General features: G+C 67.5%; 13 protein-coding genes. 7 read left to right on the forward strand and 6 right to left on the reverse strand.

The window, feature by feature from the left end; translation table 11 throughout:
- Positions 1-5 precede the first annotated feature (5 nt).
- From AC1RP5_RS01910 to argC, 4 genes are all read right to left on the reverse strand, one after another.
- Positions 6-1052: an ABC transporter substrate-binding protein gene (locus AC1RP5_RS01910; protein ID WP_493108872.1), complete on the reverse strand. Its 1047-nt coding sequence runs from the start codon at positions 1050-1052 to the stop codon at positions 6-8.
- Between the two features lie 230 nt (positions 1053-1282).
- Positions 1283-3031, reverse strand: coding sequence for an L-arabinonate dehydratase (gene araD / locus AC1RP5_RS01915; protein ID WP_493108873.1), 1749 nt, complete (start codon positions 3029-3031; stop codon positions 1283-1285).
- A 46-nt stretch (positions 3032-3077) separates the two neighbouring features.
- Positions 3078-3554 carry a GNAT family N-acetyltransferase gene (locus tag AC1RP5_RS01920; RefSeq protein ID WP_493108874.1) on the reverse strand — a complete coding sequence of 159 codons (477 nt, stop codon included), beginning with the start codon at positions 3552-3554 and terminating at the stop codon, positions 3078-3080.
- An 11-nt stretch (positions 3555-3565) separates the two neighbouring features.
- On the reverse strand, positions 3566-4525 hold the full coding sequence (argC, locus tag AC1RP5_RS01925) for an N-acetyl-gamma-glutamyl-phosphate reductase (protein ID WP_493108876.1): 960 nt from the start codon (positions 4523-4525) through the stop codon (positions 3566-3568).
- A 303-nt stretch (positions 4526-4828) separates the two neighbouring features.
- Here argC and AC1RP5_RS01930 point away from each other — a divergent pair, with 303 nt between their 5' ends.
- Positions 4829-5278, forward strand: a complete 450-nt coding sequence (locus tag AC1RP5_RS01930) for an L-2-amino-thiazoline-4-carboxylic acid hydrolase (RefSeq protein ID WP_493113272.1) — start codon at positions 4829-4831, stop codon at positions 5276-5278.
- 99 nt (positions 5279-5377) lie between these two features.
- Here AC1RP5_RS01930 and AC1RP5_RS01935 read toward each other — a convergent pair whose 3' ends face one another.
- Positions 5378-6736 (reverse strand): alpha/beta fold hydrolase, encoded by a 1359-nt coding sequence (locus tag AC1RP5_RS01935; RefSeq protein ID WP_493108877.1) that lies wholly within the window; start codon positions 6734-6736, stop codon positions 5378-5380.
- A 110-nt stretch (positions 6737-6846) separates the two neighbouring features.
- Between AC1RP5_RS01935 and AC1RP5_RS01940 the strand changes: the two genes are divergently transcribed.
- From AC1RP5_RS01940 to AC1RP5_RS01960, 5 genes are all read left to right on the forward strand, one after another.
- The gene (locus tag AC1RP5_RS01940; protein ID WP_493108878.1) at positions 6847-7311 is read left to right on the forward strand and encodes a methylated-DNA--[protein]-cysteine S-methyltransferase; all 465 of its coding nucleotides are present in this window, start codon (positions 6847-6849) and stop codon (positions 7309-7311) included.
- A gap of 46 nt (positions 7312-7357) precedes the next feature.
- Positions 7358-9346 carry a uroporphyrinogen-III synthase gene (locus tag AC1RP5_RS01945; RefSeq protein ID WP_493108879.1) on the forward strand — a complete coding sequence of 663 codons (1989 nt, stop codon included), beginning with the start codon at positions 7358-7360 and terminating at the stop codon, positions 9344-9346.
- 9 nt (positions 9347-9355) lie between these two features.
- Complete coding sequence (locus AC1RP5_RS01950; RefSeq protein WP_493108880.1) at positions 9356-10753, forward strand: heme biosynthesis protein HemY; 1398 nt, start codon at positions 9356-9358, stop codon at positions 10751-10753.
- Between the two features lie 17 nt (positions 10754-10770).
- The gene (locus tag AC1RP5_RS01955; RefSeq protein ID WP_493108881.1) at positions 10771-11790 is read left to right on the forward strand and encodes a methionine synthase; all 1020 of its coding nucleotides are present in this window, start codon (positions 10771-10773) and stop codon (positions 11788-11790) included.
- 88 nt (positions 11791-11878) lie between these two features.
- Positions 11879-12670, forward strand: a complete 792-nt coding sequence (locus AC1RP5_RS01960) for a hypothetical protein (protein WP_493108882.1) — start codon at positions 11879-11881, stop codon at positions 12668-12670.
- Here AC1RP5_RS01960 and mutS read toward each other — a convergent pair.
- Positions 12667-15297 (reverse strand): DNA mismatch repair protein MutS, encoded by a 2631-nt coding sequence (gene mutS, locus AC1RP5_RS01965; protein ID WP_493113273.1) that lies wholly within the window; start codon positions 15295-15297, stop codon positions 12667-12669. The two genes, AC1RP5_RS01960 and mutS, sit on opposite strands and share 4 nt — an antisense overlap.
- A 208-nt stretch (positions 15298-15505) precedes the next feature.
- Between mutS and AC1RP5_RS01970 the strand changes: the two genes are divergently transcribed.
- On the forward strand, positions 15506-17806 hold the full coding sequence (locus AC1RP5_RS01970; RefSeq protein ID WP_493108883.1) for an NADP-dependent malic enzyme: 2301 nt from the start codon (positions 15506-15508) through the stop codon (positions 17804-17806).
- The last annotated feature ends 2 nt before the right edge of the window (positions 17807-17808 follow it).

A 17808-nucleotide genomic window follows, 5' to 3' on the forward strand; every position in this document is an offset into this window, starting at 1 on the left:
TGCGATCAGCCCGGGCGCCGCGCCTTCTCGAAGAAGCGCACATCGAACAGGTCGTCGAGCGGGGCGGCTTCCTTGAGCGAGCCGAGCTTCACCTGATAGGCCTCCATCGCCTTCGACGGTGCGATGACCTCGCGCGGGTCGATGACGAACTTCGTGGCCGGCGACTTCAGCGCCGCCTTGATGATCTCGAGATCGACGATGCCCTTGGCGAGATTGGCCGCAACCGCGGGCGCGGCCTTGTCGGGGTCCTTGGTCAGCAGGTCGCCCGCGCGCACCAGCGCATCGACCAGCGCCTGTACCGCCGCCGGCTGCTTGGCGATCAGCGCGCCGGTGACGGCGACGACGGTGCCGGGCTGGCCGGGGAACAGCTTGTCGCCGACCTCGATCAGTTTGATGCCGGGGTTCGACTTCTGGATGATCGAGAGCGCCGGCTCGCGCACGGTCGCGCCCTCGACGGCATCGGCCAGCACGGCCTGCTGCGTGGCGTCGATGCCCATGGCCACGACCTCGACATCCTCGCGGTTGGCCTTGATGACCTCCCATAGCCAGTATTGCAGCGTCGTGTTGGGGACCGATCCGGCCGGCTGGGTGGCGAGGCGCGCGGCCTTACCCGTTGCCGCCTTGTAGCGCTTGAAGGCTTCGGCCGGGGCAACACTCGGCGCGAAATGCGTGGCGAGGCGCGGCACGCCGACGAAGACGTTCTCGCCGCTCGCGGTCGCCGCGACGACCTTCACGTCGACACCGCGCGAGCGCGCGACGCCCAGTGGCGCGATGCCCGCGACATAGACGTCGAGCGTGCCCGACGCCAGCGCCTGGATGGCATGCGGACCCGACTGGAAGGTCGTCAGGGTGAGGTCGAGACCGGCATCCTTGGCCCAGCCCTCCTTGCCGACGACGAAGATCGGCGCGGCGCCGATCACCGGGATGTTGCCGATGCGCATCGGCACGCGTGCGCCCTGCGCCTGGGCGCGGCCGGACAGCAGGGCCGGCGCCGCCAGCAACGAGGCACCGGCGCCCAGGAAGGCGCGACGCGGAAGGGACGACAAGGTCATGAAACTCTCTACGAAACAGGGATGCGCGGAAGCGCAAGCGGCGCCTGAGATAGAAAATTCAGTCGCTGAGAACAATCCATCCGGCACAAATGGATGAGAAGTGGTCGTGGCTTATCGCGACCTTGGAAGGATTTTCTCTCCAAGGTGCAATTCAAGCTCATGCCGGACCGCGGGTCTCCAGACCCGCTCATGAATCTGAGCGGACCTGGAGGTCCGCGGTCCGGTTATGGCTAGTAGATCGACGGCTCCGCAACCGGCTTGCCGAACTCCGTCTCCAGGAAGTCGAAGTCGCAGCCTTCGTTGGCCTGCTTGATGTGCTTGGTGAACATCCAGCCATAGCCGCGCTCGTAGCGTGGCTCGGGCTTCTTCCACGCCGCCTTGCGCTTGGCCAGCTCCTCGTCGGAGACGTTCATGTTGATCGTGCGCTTGTCGACGTCGAGCGAGATCATGTCGCCGGTCTTCACCAGCGCGAGCGGTCCGCCGATATAGGATTCCGGCGAGACGTGCAGGATGCAGGCGCCGTAGCTGGTGCCGCTCATGCGACTGTCGGAGAGGCGCACCATGTCGCGCACGCCCTGCTTCACCAGCTTGGTCGGGATCGGCAGCATGCCCCATTCCGGCATGCCCGGCCCACCCTGCGGCCCCGCATTGCGCAGGATCAGCACCGTATCCTCGGTGACATCGAGATCCTCGCGGTCGATCGCAGCCTTCATCGACGGATAGTCGTCGAACACCAATGCCGGACCGGTGTGCTTCAGGAACTTCGGCGCGCAGGCGCTGGGTTTGATGACGCAGCCGTCGGGCGCGAGGTTGCCCTTGAGCACCGCGAGCGCGCCTTCCTTGTAGATCGGGTTGGCGACGGTGCGGATCACGTCGTCGTTGTAGATCTCCGCGCCCTTCACGTTCTCGCCCAGGGTCTTGCCGGTCACGGTGAGCGCATCGAGATGCAGGTGATCGCGGATCTGCTCTAAAAGGCCCGGCAGGCCACCTGCGTAGAAGAAATCCTCCATCAGGTATTTGTCGCCGCTCGGCCGGATGTTGGCGATCACCGGCACCTTGCGGCTTGCGCGCTCGAAATCGTCGAGGCCGATCTTCTGGCCGGCGCGGCGCGCCAGCGCGATCAGGTGGATGATGGCGTTGGTCGAGCAGCCGACCGCCATCGCCACGGTGATGGCGTTCAGGAAGGCCTCGTGCGTCAGGATCTTCTTCGGCGTCAGGTCTTCCCAGACCATGCCGACGATGCGACGGCCGCATTCGGAAGCCATGCGGATATGATTGGCGTCGGCGGCGGGGATCGACGAGGCGCCGGGCAGCGACATGCCGAGCGTCTCGGCCATCGCCATCATGGTGGCGGCCGTGCCCATCGTCATGCAGGTGCCGTAGGAGCGCGCGATGCCGGCTTCGACATCAACCCAGTCTTTGTCCGAGATTTCGCCAGCGCGGCGCTCGTCCCAGTATTTCCAGGCATCGGAGCCCGAGCCCAAGGTCTTGCCCTTCCAATTGCCGCGCAGCATCGGCCCGGCGGGAAGATAGATCGTCGGCAGGCCCATGCTGATCGCGCCCAGCAGCAGCGCCGGCGTGGTCTTGTCGCAACCGCCCATCAGCACGACGCCATCGACGGGATGCCCGCGTAAGAGCTCCTCGGCGTCCATCGCCAGCAGGTTGCGGTAGAGCATGGTCGTCGGCTTCAGCAGGCTCTCCGACAGCGACAGCGCCGGCAGTTCGATCGGGAAGCCGCCCGCCTGCAGGATGCCGCGCTTCACGTCGTCGACGCGCGTCTTGAAGTGCATGTGGCAGGGCTGGGCGTCGGACCAGGTGTTGAGGATGGCGATGACCGGCTTGCCGGCCCATTCCTCGGGCGCGTAACCCATCTGCATCGCGCGCGAGCGATGTCCGAAGGCGCGCAGATCGTCGGGCGCGAACCAGCGCGCGCTGCGCAGCTGATCGGGAGTTTTGTTCTTTGGCTTGCTATCCGGCATGGCTTTTTCCTCCGCGCCGGACGCGACCACATTCAAGCCATCGCGGTCAAGCCGCAGGGCCGCCCGCTCCGATCGGCTTGCTCATATAGACCGTGACGCCGAGCGCCGAGGTCTCCTCGCGGTCGAGGCGGTAGCCGAAGGCGAGATAGAGCCGCACGTTCGCCTCGAACATCTTGTTCGTGTAGAGCCGCACCTCGGCGTAACCGAGATCGCGCGCCACCTGTTCGGCATGCGTCAGCAGGTGGCGACCGAGGCCCCGCCCCTGGAAGGCAGGCGCGACGGCCACGTTCTCGATCACCAGGTGATCGCCCTTGTCGATCGTCTCGATGAGGGCCGCGAGGCCGCCGTCGAGAAAGGCCATGTCGATGCGATGCTGGCGCACCGCCTCGTCATAGTCGGCCCGCATCGGCAGCGGTTCGCGGCCGATCACGGGCACCCATTTGGCGTAGGCTTCGCGCGTGAGGGTGCGAACGGCGGCGGCATCGTCCGCCACCGCGCGCCGCAGCGCCGGTGTCTCGTCCATGGGAAATGGCTTCAGCCGACCGCGAGGCCCGTCGTCTCGTCGACGCCGGTCTTGAGGTTGATGCACTGCACCGCCGCGCCCGACGCACCCTTGCCGAGATTGTCGAGCGAGGCCACGGCCAGCACGTTGCCGTCGGCATCGTTGCCGTAGACCGCGAGTTCCATCGTGTTGGTGTCGATCAGACGGTCGGCCCGCAGGAACCGGTCGCGCTCCAGCCAGGCGCGGTCGGCGAGCGGCCGCACCGGCACGAAGGTCTCGCCGGCATAATAGTCGCTCAGCACCTGGTGCACGTCCTTGGCCGTCACCTGCTTCGTCGTGATGTCGCGCGTGATCGGCACGGTGATCAGCATGCCCTGCGCATAGTGACCGACCGACGGCACGAAGAGCGGCGCGTGCTTGAGGCCGGAATACTTCTTCATCTCCGGCACGTGCTTGTGCGTGAGTTCCAGGCCGTAAATGCCGAACGGCTCGACGCCGGGCTGTTCATGGACCGCGATCAGCTCCTTGCCGCCACCGGTGTAGCCCGACACGCCGAACACGGCTGGCGTCGAATCGGCACGCAGGAGACCGGCGTCGATCAGCGGCCGCATCAGGGCGATGGCGCCGGTCGGGTAGCAGCCGGGATTGCTGATCCGGTTGGAGGCGAGCAGCTTCTTGCGCTGGTCCTTGGCGAGTTCGGGGAAGCCGTAGGTCCAGCCATCGGCCACGCGATGCGCCGTGGAGGCGTCGATCACGACCGTGTCCGAATCTCCCATCGCCGCCACCAGCTCCTTCGCCGCCGCGTCGGGCAGGCAGAGCACGGTGATGTCGGACGCCTTGGCGATCTCGGCGCGCTTGCCGAGGTCCTTGCGGTCGGCCATCGGCAGCTCGAGCAGCTCGATGTCGGCCCGGTCCTTGAGCCGGTCGAGGATCTGCAGGCCAGTGGTGCCGTGCTGGCCGTCGATGAAAATCTTGGTCTTGTTGCTGGTCATGGTCTTCTCTCTCGATGCAGGGCCTTGAAGGGGTGGCCGACTGGAGAAGGAAGTAGGAAGCCGCTTCGTCTCTCCAGCGGCTTCACGATACGGCGCTTTTGTTACGCGCGCGTTCTCTTACCGCTTTTGGGGGCGGCGACGTCGCGACCGGAGGAGGGCGAGCGAAATCATGATGGGGCGGATATTTCATCGGGGGACCCCTGTGTCAAGATGCCGGGAACACGCTAGGTTCGATTATTCCCAGTCAGGAGGCAGCCCGTGAGCCAGTCCCCCGCCAAATCCGCCCATCCCGAAGGCCTCTCCATGCTGGAGAAGCGCCGGATCGAGGCGGAGATCCTGAAGGAGGTCTACGAGACCCTGAAGGCCAGCCACGGCGTCGAGGTCGCGAAGAAGACGATCGAGGAGTCCGTCCGCCGCTCCGCCATCGAGCAGGCCCGCCAGTTCGCCGCCTCGGTGCCCGGCGGCACGTCCCTGAAGTCGTTCCAGGACATCCAGCATCTCTGGACCGCGGGCGGGTCGCTGCAGATCGACGTCAAGGAACAGACCGCCGATACCTTCACCTTCAACGTCGTGCGCTGCCAGTACGCCGAGACCTACAAGGCGATGGGCCTGGGCGAGATCGGCGCCCTCCTGTCGTGTAACCGCGACGGCGCCTTCTGCGAGGGCTACGACCCCAAGCTCAAGCTCGAACGCACGCAGACGATCATGCAGGGCGCCAGCCACTGCAATTTCAAATACACGTACGAGGGCTAGTTCTTGTCATCCTGAGCGAAGCGAAGGATCTCACGCCACCCACGCAGTACTTCGGTCGATCCGCTAGGTCCTTCGCTGCGCTCAGGACGACAGCGCTGCTCAGTTCAAGAACTCCGCCACCACGATGTGGCCGTCCTTGGCGGGCCACGTGCGCGTGGGAATGGTCTCGTTGTTGAACACGGCCATCACCGTGCGGATCGGTGCGGCGTCGAAGGTGAGGCGGCCCGTCGAGACGCCGGGCACGCCGTCGTTGATGCCGGGCGGCACCTTGCCGTCGAGCGTGAACTTGTCGCGACCGACGCCGAAATAGCCGCGCGGGCGGCTCATGATCGTGACCGCACCGGCGCCCTCGTCGGCCTTGGCGAAGGTCTGCGGCCGGAGATGCACCACGTCGCTCGAACGCAGGAACGGCGAGCGATAAGTGTGCGTGGTCGGCAGTCCCGGCATGCGCAGCACGAACTCGTAGTAGGAATCGGAGCGCCCCACGAACGGGCCCCACACGCCATCCTCGCCGGTGGTCTTGCGATGCAGCGCCACCGCGCTCTTGCGCTCGCCGGTCCTGGGATCGACCTCGAAGATCTCGACCTCGGCGCCGGCGGCGGCCACGTTGGTGTAGTTGCCCTCGGCCATGCCGGTCACCTTGCCGTTCAGGATCGGCAACGGCTCCTGGGTGATGAACATGCTGGCGGGCGGCTTGCCGGTGATGTGCTCGAACATCGCAGCGAAGGCCAGCTTGTTGAACGCGACCTCGCGATGGTCGAGCCCGTCCAGGATGACGTTGCGCGCGCCGCGCAGCTCGGAGGCGTCATAGCTGACGCCGGTCGGCTTGCCGGGCGCGCCGATGAAGCGGCCGTCGGGCTGGGAATATTTGTCGTTCTTGTCGGACCGGATGGCCATCATCTCGACGCCGGGGACGAGATCGTTGGCCCCGTCGTTGAGGCCCTTGAGGAACGGAAAGGCGCCGTTGAACTCGCTGCCGGGCAGCAACTGCTCGGAGATCACGATGCCCTTGTTGGGCGTGCCGCACAGCACGGCATGGCTCACCATGTCGGCGCCACCGTTCTTCAGCATCGAACGGATGGCGTTGCCGCCGCGCGAGGATCCGACCAGCGCGACCTTGCGGCGGCGCGTCGCCTTCAGCACCTGCACCACGAAGGAGGTCAGCTCCTTCATCTGGTCCTCGGCCGAGGAGCGGTAGGGCTGTGGCTTGGCGTCGTCGGTGCGCGCGTTGGGATAGACGAAGTCGATGGCAAAGAGCTGGTTGCGCTTGAAGCCGTTGGCCTCGAAGCGCCACAGGTTGTTGATCCAGAGCGCGCTCGAATCGCCGTTGCCGTGCACGAACACGACCGGCGGCGGGCCGACCTCGGACGCAGGCTGCTGACGGCGCGGCACCGGTTGCGCGAATGCCCCGGCAGACAAGGCAAGCGTCGGCACCAGCGCGGCAGTACCGCCCAACATGGCCCGGCGCGTCGGGCCCTTTTGCGTGGACCTCTGGCCTCTCTTCATCTCATTCCCAGACATTCGTCCCCATGTTGGCAAATGCCGGCGACCGGCGCTACGCTTGCCATATGTCCATTTGTTACGTCGACAGCCCGGTCGGCAGATTGGCGATCGAAGCGGATCACGACGCCGTGACCTCGCTCCGCTGGGCCAGCGACGGCGAACGCTCGCGCGACAAGTCGTCGACTCCCGTTCTCCGGGAGGCGATGCACCAGCTCGATCGTTACTTCAAGGGCAAGCTCAAGCGCTTCGACCTGCCGCTCGCCGCGCGCGGCACCGATTTCCAGAAGAGCGTCTGGAAGATGATGGTCGAAATTCCCTTCGGCGGCACCGCGACCTACGGCGGCATGGCGATCGCGCTGGGCTCGGGTCCGTGCGCCGTCGGCATGGCCTGCGGACGCAATCCAATCCCGATCATCGTGCCCTGCCATCGCGTGCTGGGCAGCGGCGGCAAGGAAGGCGGCTTCTCCGGCGGCCAGGGCCTGCCGACCAAGCGCAAGCTGCTGGCGCTGGAAGGCGTCGTGCTTCTTTAATCTCTCTGTCGTTGCGTTGGCCGGACGCCCCGGCTACGGAGGCGTGATGCGCGTGCTGATCACCCGGCCGGAACGCGAGGCGACCACGCTGGCGACGGCACTCGTCGAGCGCGGCCATGTCCCCGTCATTGCGCCGTTGTTCCATCTCGAGATTCTCCATCCGCCGACCGAGTTCGCGACGGATATGTTCGAGTGCCAGGCCGTGCTGCTGAGCAGCGCCAATGGCGCACGCGCCCTGGCCGAGGCCAGCGAACAGCGCGGCAAGCCCATCCTGGCCGTCGGCGACACCACCGCCTCGACCGCCGAAGGGCTGGGCTTCGCGTCCGTGACGTCGGCCGCGGGCGACGGCGATGCCCTGGCCGAGCTCGCCCAACGACGCCTCGACCCCAAGGCCGGCCCCCTGCTCCACGTCTCCGGCGTCGACATTGCCCAGGATTTCTCGAAGTCCCTCGCGCCGCACGGCTTCGAGGTGCGCCGCGTCGCGCTTTACGACGCGCGCGAGGCGACGGAGCTACCGGAGTCGGCGCGGGCTGCGATCGAGGCGCGCGCGCTGGATGCCGCGATGTTCTTTTCGCCGCGGGCCTCGGCGCTTTTCGCCCGGCTGGTGCAGGAGGCCGGAATTTCCGGCTCCCTGTCGAACGTGACGGCCATCGCCATCAGCCCTGCGGCGCTCCAGCCCTTGAGCGACCTGCCATTCAAGGCGACGGTGGCGGCGTTGCGCCCGACCCGCCAGTCCGTGCTGGACGAGATCGACCGGCTGCCGGTAGCTGCCACAGGGACTGCCCCAACGGCTGCCAGCCAGGCCGCCGTAGAAGGACCGAGCATCATGAGCGACACACCTTCTTCTTCCGAAGCGGTCTCTCCCCCGGTGGAGCCGCCGCCGCCCGTGCAGGTTCGCCGCGGCCTCGGCGTGGCCGGCGCCTTCATCACCGGCGTGGTCGCCTCCTGCCTGGTGCTGACCGGCGCCCTGATCACCCTGCCCTACTGGCCCGCTGAAATCCGGGCCCTCTGGCAGGGCAAGGGCGCGGCCGCGGCGGCGCCCGCCCCGTCGATCGATCTCCAACAGGTCCGCCAGGATGCCGCCGCCGTCGCCAACGCCTCGGTCGAGGTTGCCCGCAAGGAGATGGCGGCCCGGATCGACGATCTGGAAAAGCGGCTGCGCGCCACGTCGGCCGCCATTGCCGAGCGGCCGGTCGGCAGCGGTGCGCCCGATCCCGCGATCGCTGACCTGCGCGGCAAGATCGAGGCGCTGGAAGGCCGCGTCGGCGGCGCCACGGCACCCGCTCCGGCGCCTGCTGTTCCGGCACAGCCACCGGCCGTGACCGTGGACCAGGAAAAGGAACTCGCCACCCTGCGTCTCGAACTCGCGACGATGCGCAACGCCCTGCAGACGATCGACCAGACGGTCAACGTGCAGCGCGACCAGACCCGCCTGCTGACCGAGGCCGTCGACAAGGCGCGCGGCGAGGCGACCGCGAGGAACGCCGGCGAGCAGAAGGCAATGAGCACCGCGCGCGCGTCGGCCGTCATCGGCGTCGCGGCGAGATTGAGCGCCGCCGTCGGCTCGGGCCTGCCTTTCGCCACCGACCTCGCGCTGCTGGCACCGTTGGCCCAGGGCGATGCGAAGCTCGGCGAGAGCATCGCGGTTCTCCAGACCCATGCGCAGACCGGCGTCGCCTCGCGCGCGTCGCTGGTGGCGGAGTTCCCCGCCGTCGCCAAGGCGGCATTGGCCGACGACGTCGCCGACGATTCCTTCGGCGAACGGCTGCTCGGCAAGGTGCGCGGCCTGATCTCGCTGCGCCGCGTCGGCGACGATGTCGAAGGCGACGGCACCGAGGCCAAGCTCGCGCGCGCCGAGGCCGCTCTCGATGCCGGCGATCTCGCCAAGGCGGTCGGGCTGGTGAAGTCGCTGCCGCCGCAGACCTCGAAGGCAACCGCCGGCTGGCTGTCGCGCGCCGAGACCCATCTCGCGGCCAAGCAGGCGGCCGACCAGATCTCGGCCCAGGCCGTCACCCTGCTCGGCTCCGCGAAGTAGGTCGCTCCCATGACCATGCTGCGCACGATCATCTGGTTCGTCGTCGCGATCGCCGCGATGCTGGGCGCGGTGTGGCTGGCCGAACGGCCGGGCGTCGTCACCGCCGAGTTCCGCGGCTGGCGGCTCGACACCAGTGTTGGCGTGCTGCTGATCACCCTGGTCGTGCTGATCCTGCTCAGCATCGGCGGCTGGCTTCTCTATCGCTGGATCGTCGGTGCGCCCGGCGCACTGCTCGACGGCTGGGGCGAGAGCCGCCGCCGTCGCGGCTACCGCGAACTGACGCAAGGCCTCGCCGCCGTCGCCGCGGGCGATGGCGTCGAGGCCCAGAAGCATGCCCGCAAGGCCGAACAGCTCCTGTCGGAACCGGCACTCACGCTTCTTCTCTCGGCACAGGCCGCTCAGCTCAATGGCGACCGCGACGGCGCGCGCCGCGCCTTCAATGCCATGCTGGAAGACGACCAGATGGCCTTCCTCGGCCTGCGTGGCCTGATCGGCCAGTCGCTGCGCGACGGTCACCAGGAACAGGCGCTGGCCTATGCCGAACGTGCCTTCAAGCTCCGGCCGCAGACACCGTGGGTCGTGCATTCGCTGTTCGACATGCAGGCGCAGGTCGGCCAGTGGAAGACCGCGCAGGAGACGCTGGAGTCCGGCATTCGCCGCAAGGTCGTCGCACCCGACAAGGGCCGCAGCCTGAAGGCCTTGCTGGAAGTCGAACGCAGCCGCGAAGCCGAGCGCGAGGGCCGCGCCAATGACGCGCTGGCGCTGGCGCGCCAGGCGTTCGGGCTCGCTCCGGAACGTATCGCCGTGACCCAGCGCTTCGCCGAGCTGCAGATCAAGGCCGGCGAATCGAAGAAGGCGATGAAGACGATCGAGCGCGGCTGGTCGGTGGCGCCGCATCCCGATCTCGTCGCGCTCTATCTCGAAGCCTCCGGCGAGACCGAGGCATTGAAGCGGGTCGGCGTGGTGCGCCGGCTGGCCGGGCATAACGCCAACGATATCGAAAGCCATCTGGCGCTGGCGCAGGCGTCGCTCGACGCCGGCCTGTGGGGTGAGGCACGCCGTCATCTCGACACCGCGTCCGGCACCAACCCGCCGACGCGTGTCTGCCGCATGATGGCCGAGGTCGAGGAACAAGCTCACTCCGGCCAGGAGAAAGTGCGCGAATGGCTCGGCCGTGCGACCGACGCGCCGGCCGATCGCGCCTGGCGCTGCAGCTCGTGCGGTGCCCATCACGAAGCCTGGCGGCCGGTGTGCGAGAGCTGCGGTGCTTTCGGCACCCTGCAGTGGCGCGCGCCCGGCACCTACGGCCAGGTCCTACCGCCGGAAGCGACGCCGGGCCTGGCGATGCCGGCATCGACGCCCGGATCCGCCTTGCCGGTTCCAGCCGCGAACAACACGACAAGTTAGAAGAACGGGGAAACGCCATGTTCGAGACGACACTTGCGGGCAGCCTGCCCAAGCCGGCCTGGCTGGCAACGCCGAACGTCCTGTGGGCGCCGTGGACGCTCTCCGGTCAGCCGCTGTTCGAGGCCAAGGACGATGCGACCTTCCTCGCCATCCGCCGCCAGGAAGAGGCCGGCCTCGACATCGTGAGCGACGGCGAGCAGGCGCGGCAGCATTTCGTGCACGGCTTCCTCGCAGAGGTCGACGGCGTCGACTTCGACAAGAAGGTCCGCATGGGCATCCGCAACAACCGCTACGACGCCGACTGCCCGACCGTCACCTCGGCGTTGAAGCGCCGCAAGTTCGTGCACGAGCGCGAGGCGCGCATTGCCCGCGCCGCGACCTCGCGCAAGCTCAAGTTCACCCTGCCCGGCCCGATGACGCTGATCGACACCCTGGCCGACGGCTATTACGGCGACCGGGTGAAGATGGCCTTCGCTTTCGCCGAGTTGCTGAACCAGGAAGCCAGGGATCTCGAGCGACTCGGCGTCGACGTCGTGCAGTTCGACGAGCCCGCCTTCAACGTCTACCTCAAGGAGACGGTCGATTGGGGTGTGCCGGCGCTGGAGAAGGCGGCCGAGGGCCTGAAGTGCACCACCGCCGTGCACATCTGCTACGGCTACGGAATCGAGGCCAACATCAAGTGGAAGGAGACGCTGGGCGAGAGCTGGCGCCAGTACGAGGAGACCTTCCCCGCGCTCGACCGCAGCTCGATCCAGCAGGTCTCGCTGGAATGCCGCGAGAGCCATGTGCCGCCCGAGCTCATGAAGCTCCTGAAGACCAAGACCGTGATGGTCGGCGCCATCGACGTCGCCTCCAACGAGGTCGAGACGCCGGAACAGGTGGCCGAGACCCTGAAGCTCGCCACCAAGTTCGTCGATCCGGAACGCATCCAGGCCTGCACCAACTGCGGCATGGCCCCGATGACCCTGGGCGTCGCCTACGGCAAGTTGCGCGCGCTGTCCGAAGGCGCGGCGCTGGCGCGGAAAGCGTTCAGCTGACGGCGGGTACGCCGGCTTGATGCTACCGACGAGTGAAGATCGACATACGACTTCACTCAGCAGTGCATCTCGTAGCAAACTCGCTGGCATGAGCACGATAGAAGCCCGGCCCACCCCGCCGGCCGGCCACTTGCTGGGTGAAGCTCTGCAACGTTTCCCCGGCGACAAGGCGTTCTGGAGCTACACGGTACCGATTGCCCTCCTGATGGCAGCGGTCGCGGCTTTTCTGCCGCGCCATCAGACGGCGGCGGCGGCATTTGCCCTGTGCTTCACGTTCGACCTCTGGTTCAAGCAAATGCTCATGCCCGACTGGAAAGAGCGTTTCGCGGCGAAGCTCCAATCGACGCGGTCTTTCTCCTGGGCCTTCCTCGGCTTCTGCATACTCTACGGTCTTGGTCTGATAGCCCTGCCGATCGCCTTCTCATTCGCGATCGGCCTCGGCCTCAAGAGTGCGACCGATCTCGGCGGCATGCTGGCGCTGATCGTGTTCCAGTCGATCACGATGATCCTGCTCGCCACGATTTTCGGCAGTTCCCTTCTGTTCCTGCCGGCGCGGGTCGTGCGCCTGTCCTGGAACATCGGCGATGCCTTCCGTGCCGCTGCCGGCGCGCGAGGCACGCTGATCGCCGTGGCGCTCACCTGCAGCGCAATCTCGATCGGCGGCACCGTCCTGGGCTGTGTCGCGATGATCGGCTGGGTTGTCGGGAAGTTGCCCGAAGGGCCATGGGTGTCGTTCGTCGGTCGCGCCATCATCGTGTTCGCCGACATGCTGGCGCTCTATGTCGCCGCCTACTGCCTCAGTCGAGTGTTTGTCGCGAAAACCGGCTGGACGCCGCCACCACTCCCCGGTGACCGCATCGAGCCCTCGCTGGCGGGCTAGTTCTTCAGTCGCGCGCGCAATTCGTAGAGAGCGTCGAGCGCTTCGCGCGGTGAGAGTTCGTCCGGGTTGATCTCGGCCAGCGCCTTCTCGACTTCCGACTCTTTCGCCTTCGCCGTGCCGCTGGCGGGACGGGCAGGCGCCGCGGCGAACAGCGGAAGGTCGTCGGCCAGGCGCGTGACCGCGCCGGACTGTTCGCCCTTTTCCAATACCTCCAGCACTTCCTCGGCGCGCGAGACGACGGCGGCGGGAAGGCCGGCGAGCTGCGCCACGTGGATGCCGTATGAGCGATCGGCCGCACCCGGCGCGACCTCGTGCAGGAACACGACCTCGTTCTGCCATTCCTTCACGCGCATCGTGTAAGGCGCGAGCGCGTCGAGCCGTTCCTTCAGCGCACCGAGCTCATGATAGTGCGTGGCGAACAGTGCACGGCAGCGGTTGACCTCGTGCAGATGCTCCAAGGTCGCCCAGGCGATCGACAGCCCATCGAAGGTCGCGGTGCCGCGGCCGATCTCGTCGAGGATGACGAGGCTTTTCGCCGTCGCCTGGTTCAGGATCGCCGCGGTCTCGACCATCTCGACCATGAAGGTCGATCGGCCGCGCGCCAGGTCGTCGGCCGCGCCGACACGACTGAACAGGCGATCGACGATGCCGATGATGGCGGCCCGCGCCGGCACGAAGGCGCCGGCCTGGGCCATCACCGCGATCAGCGCGTTCTGGCGCAGGAAGGTCGACTTGCCGGCCATATTCGGGCCGGTCAACAGCCACAGACGTCGGTCGGTTCCGAGCGCGCAGTCGTTGGGCACGAAGCCCGCGCCGCTCTGGCGCGCCAGCGCGGCCTCCACGACGGGATGCCGGCCGCCCTCGATCGAGAAGGCCGGATCGTCGGTGAGCGAGGGACGCACGTAGTTGTTGCTGGCCGCCAGCTCCGCGAGGGCCGAGGCGACATCGAGCGCCGCCAGGGCGCGGCCGGCCGCGGCGATGGGCGCCGCGACGGTCATCACCTTGGCGACTAGCTCCTCGAACACGGCGAGTTCGAGCGCCAGCGCCTGGTCGGCGGCGCGGCCGATGCGGGTTTCGAGATCGGCCAGCTCGGCAGTGCTGAAGCGCGTGGCGTTCGACATCGACTGCCGCCGCGTGAAGCCCAGCGCTGCCAGGTCGAGCTTGTCGGCATGCGTTGCCGTCACCTCGATATGGTAGCCGATCATGTTGTTGTGCCGGATTTTTAGCGACGGCACGCCGGTCGACGCCCGGTACTTGGCTTCGAGCCCGGCCACGGTCTTGCGGCTATCGTCGCGCAGGGTGCGTTGTTCGTCGAGTTCAGGACGATAGCCTTGGCGCACGAAACCGCCGTCACGCACCAGCAGCGGCGGCTCGTCGGCCAGCGCCTCAGCAAGCGCCGCTACGGTGGCCTGATGATCCGAGCAGGCGGCGACGATTTCCGCGAGGGGCGCCGGCGGCGGCAACAAAGCTTCGGGCTCGGCGCGCAGCGACCGGGCCAGCGCTTCGCCGGACTCCAGCCCGTCGCGCAGCGCCGCGAGATCGCGAGGGCCGCCGCGGCCGACCGACAGGCGCTGCAGGGCGCGCTCGATGTCGGGCGTGCGCCGCAGTGCTTCTCGCACCCGCTCGCGCACGGCCGGGCGCTCGACGAAGAGCTGCACCAGGTCGAGCCGGCGCTCGATCGCGGCGCGGTCGGTCAGGGGCGCGGCGATGCGCTCGGCCAGCAGGCGCGCGCCGGGGCCAGTCAGGGTGCGGTCGATGGTGGCCAGCAGGCTGCCGTCGCGCCGCCCGTCGAGGCTTTTGACCAGCTCGAGATTGCGCCGCGTCGCCGGGTCGATCTCCATCGTGCCGTCGGCGCGCTCGCGGCGCGGCGGCACCAAGGCGGGGCGCTTGCCGGCCTGGGTCAGCTCGACATAGTCGAGCAGCGCCCCGCAGGCCGCGACCTCGGCCCGCGAGAAGGCGCCGAAACTGTCGAGCACGGCGACGTTGAACGCCGCCTGCAGGCGCTTGCGGGCATTGTCGCTGTCGAACCGGGCCGAGGGCAGCGGCGTCAGAACGGCGTTCCACTCTTCGAGCGCGGCCTTCAGCGGCTCGCGCGCCAGCAGCCGGTCCGGCACCAGCAGCTCGCCGGGCGCCAGCCGGGCCAGCGCGGCCGCGACCTGCCCCGGCAGCAGCGGCTGGGTGGCGAAGTCCGCCGTCGAGAGGTCGAGCCAGGCCAGCGCCAGGTCGCCCTGCGCCTCCGAAAGGGCCGCGAGGTAATTATGGCTGCGTGCATCGAGCAGGGAGTCTTCGGTCAGCGTGCCCGGCGTGATGACCCGCACCACGGCGCGCTCGACCACCGACTTGGCGCCGCGCTTCTTGGCCTCGGCCGGGTCCTCGACCTGCTCGCAGACCGCGACCTTGAAGCTCTGGCGGATCAGCCGCGACAGGTAGGCCTCGTGGCTGTGCACCGGCACGCCGCACATCTTGATGTCTTCGCCGAGATGCTGGCCGCGCTTGGTCAGCGCGATGTCGAGCGCCGCCGAAGCCTTCACCGCGTCGTCGAAGAACAGCTCGTAGAAATCGCCCATCCGATAGAAGACCAGATGGTCCGGATGCGCGGCCTTGATCGCCAGGTACTGGCGCATCATCGGCGTGGCGTCGGCGGGGATGGCGGAACTGTCCGGCACTGAAACTTCCTCGGGAGACGTTCGGTCTAGCACACGCTGCCGAGCGGTCCATGTGGACGACAGGTGGACGATATTTGGGCATGGAAGTTGCGCTGCAGCGCGGGATGGCTGGCTGGCACGTCCGGCCGATTATCGCCAATATGCATACTCAACTGGGAGTGAAATTCAGATGGCGAGCAAAAGCTCGGAAGAAATGGTCAGCAACCAGATGGGCGACCTCGACGGCGATTCGCTGATCATGCATCGCTCGGGGCGGCCCGGAAAAATCGAAATCATCGCCAGCAAGCCGCTGGTCACCCAACGTGACCTGGCGCTGGCCTATTCGCCGGGCGTTGCCGCCCCCTGCCTCGAGATCGAGAAAGACCCTGCGACCGCCTACGACTACACGATCAAGGGCAACCTGGTGGCCGTGATTTCCAACGGCACCGCCGTGCTGGGCCTGGGCGACATCGGGGCGCTGGCCGGCAAGCCGGTGATGGAGGGCAAGGCCGTCCTCTTCAAGCGCTTCGCCGACGTGGACTGCATCGACCTCGAGGTCGACACCAAGGACGTCGACCAGTTCGTGAACTGCGTGCGCTATCTTGGGCCGACCTTCGGCGGCATCAACCTCGAAGACATCAAGGCGCCGGAATGCTTCATCATCGAGCAGCGCCTGCGCGAGCTGATGGACATCCCGATCTTCCATGACGACCAGCATGGAACCGCCATTGTCTCGGCCGCCGGCCTGATCAACGCGCTGCACCTCACCGGGCGCGACATCAAGGACATCAAGATGGTGGTCAACGGCGCCGGCGCCGCGTCGATCGCCTGCATCGAGCTCGTGAAGGCCATGGGCATGCCGCACGAGAACGCCATCCTCTGCGACACCAAGGGCGTGATCTACCAGGGCCGCACCGAAGGCATGAACCAGTGGAAGAGCGCCCACGCGGTGCGCACCAAGGCTCGTACCCTCGAGGAGGCGATGAAGGGCGCCGACGTGTTCTTCGGCCTCTCGGTCAAGGGCGCCGTCACCCAGGAGATGGTGAAGTCGATGGCGGCCAAGCCGATCATCTTCGCCATGGCCAATCCCGATCCCGAGATCACGCCGGAAGACGTGCGCGCGGCGCGCGGCGACGCGATCGTCGCGACCGGGCGCTCGGACTACGCCAACCAGATCAATAACGTGCTGGGCTTCCCCTACATCTTCCGCGGCGCGCTCGACGTGCGCGCCACGACGATCAACGAGGCGATGAAGGTCGCCGCCGCCGAGGCGCTGGCCAAGCTCGCCCGCGAGGATGTGCCCGACGAGGTCGATCGCGCCTATTCCGGCCGTCGCCTGCGCTACGGCCCGGACTACATCGTGCCGGTGCCGTTCGATCCGCGCCTGATCGTCGAGGTCTCCGCCGCCGTCGCCAAGGCGGCGATGGAGTCTGGCGTCGCCAAGAAGCAGATCACCGACATGGCGGAGTACAAGCGCAGCCTCAGCGGCCGCCTCGACCCGACCAGCCACTTCCTGCAGAGCCTGTTCGAGCAGGTTAAGGCCAATCCGCAGCGCATCGTCTTCGCCGAGGGCGAGGAGGAGCGCACGATCCGCGCCGCCGTGATGTTCCGCGACAACGGCTACGGCACGCCGATCCTGATCGGCCGCGAGGAGCAGGTGCGCGAGACCATGAAGACGCTCGGCATCAACGATGCGACGGGCATGGAAATCCACAATGCGCGGCTCTCGACCAAGAACGCGCCCTATACCGACCTCGTCTATCGCCGCCTGCAGCGTGACGGCTACCTGCACCGCGACGTGCAGCGCATGGTCAACCAGGGGCGCAACGTGTTCGGCGCCTGCATGGTGGCGGCGGGCGACGCCGACGGCATGGTGACCGGCATCACGCGGCGCTTCCCCGAGTGCTACGCCGATGTGAAGCGCGTGATCAACATCGACATGGGCAAGGTGCCGATGGGCTATTCCATCGTGGTGTCGCGCCAGGGCACGGTGTTCCTCGCCGACACCTCGATCAACGAGACACCGACGCCCGAGCAGCTCGCGACCATCGCCAAGCAGATGGTGAAGAACGCCCGCATGATGGGCCACGAGCCGCGCGTCGCCTTCATGTCGTTCTCGAACTTCGGCAGCCGCGAGATCGAGCGCATCGACCGCATCCGCAAGGCGATCCGCCTGCTCGACGCCGAGGAAGTCGACTTCGAGTATGACGGCGAGATGCAGGCCGACATGGCGCTCGATTTCGACCTGCTGAAGTCGACCTATCCGTTCACCCGCCTCACCGGCCCGGCCAACATCCTGGTCATGCCGGGCCTGCACTCCGCCCACATCTCCTCGCGCCTGATGCAGTCGCTGGGCGGCGTCACGGTGATCGGCCCGGTCATCGACGGCCTCTCCAAGCCCGTGCAGATCGTGCAGATGGGCGCGACCGTCAGCGACCTCGTCAATCATGCCGCGCTCGCCGCATACGGAGCGCTCACCGCACGGAGGTAGGG

It is taken from the genome of Reyranella sp. GW821-FHT12G01, from assembly GCF_058806575.1.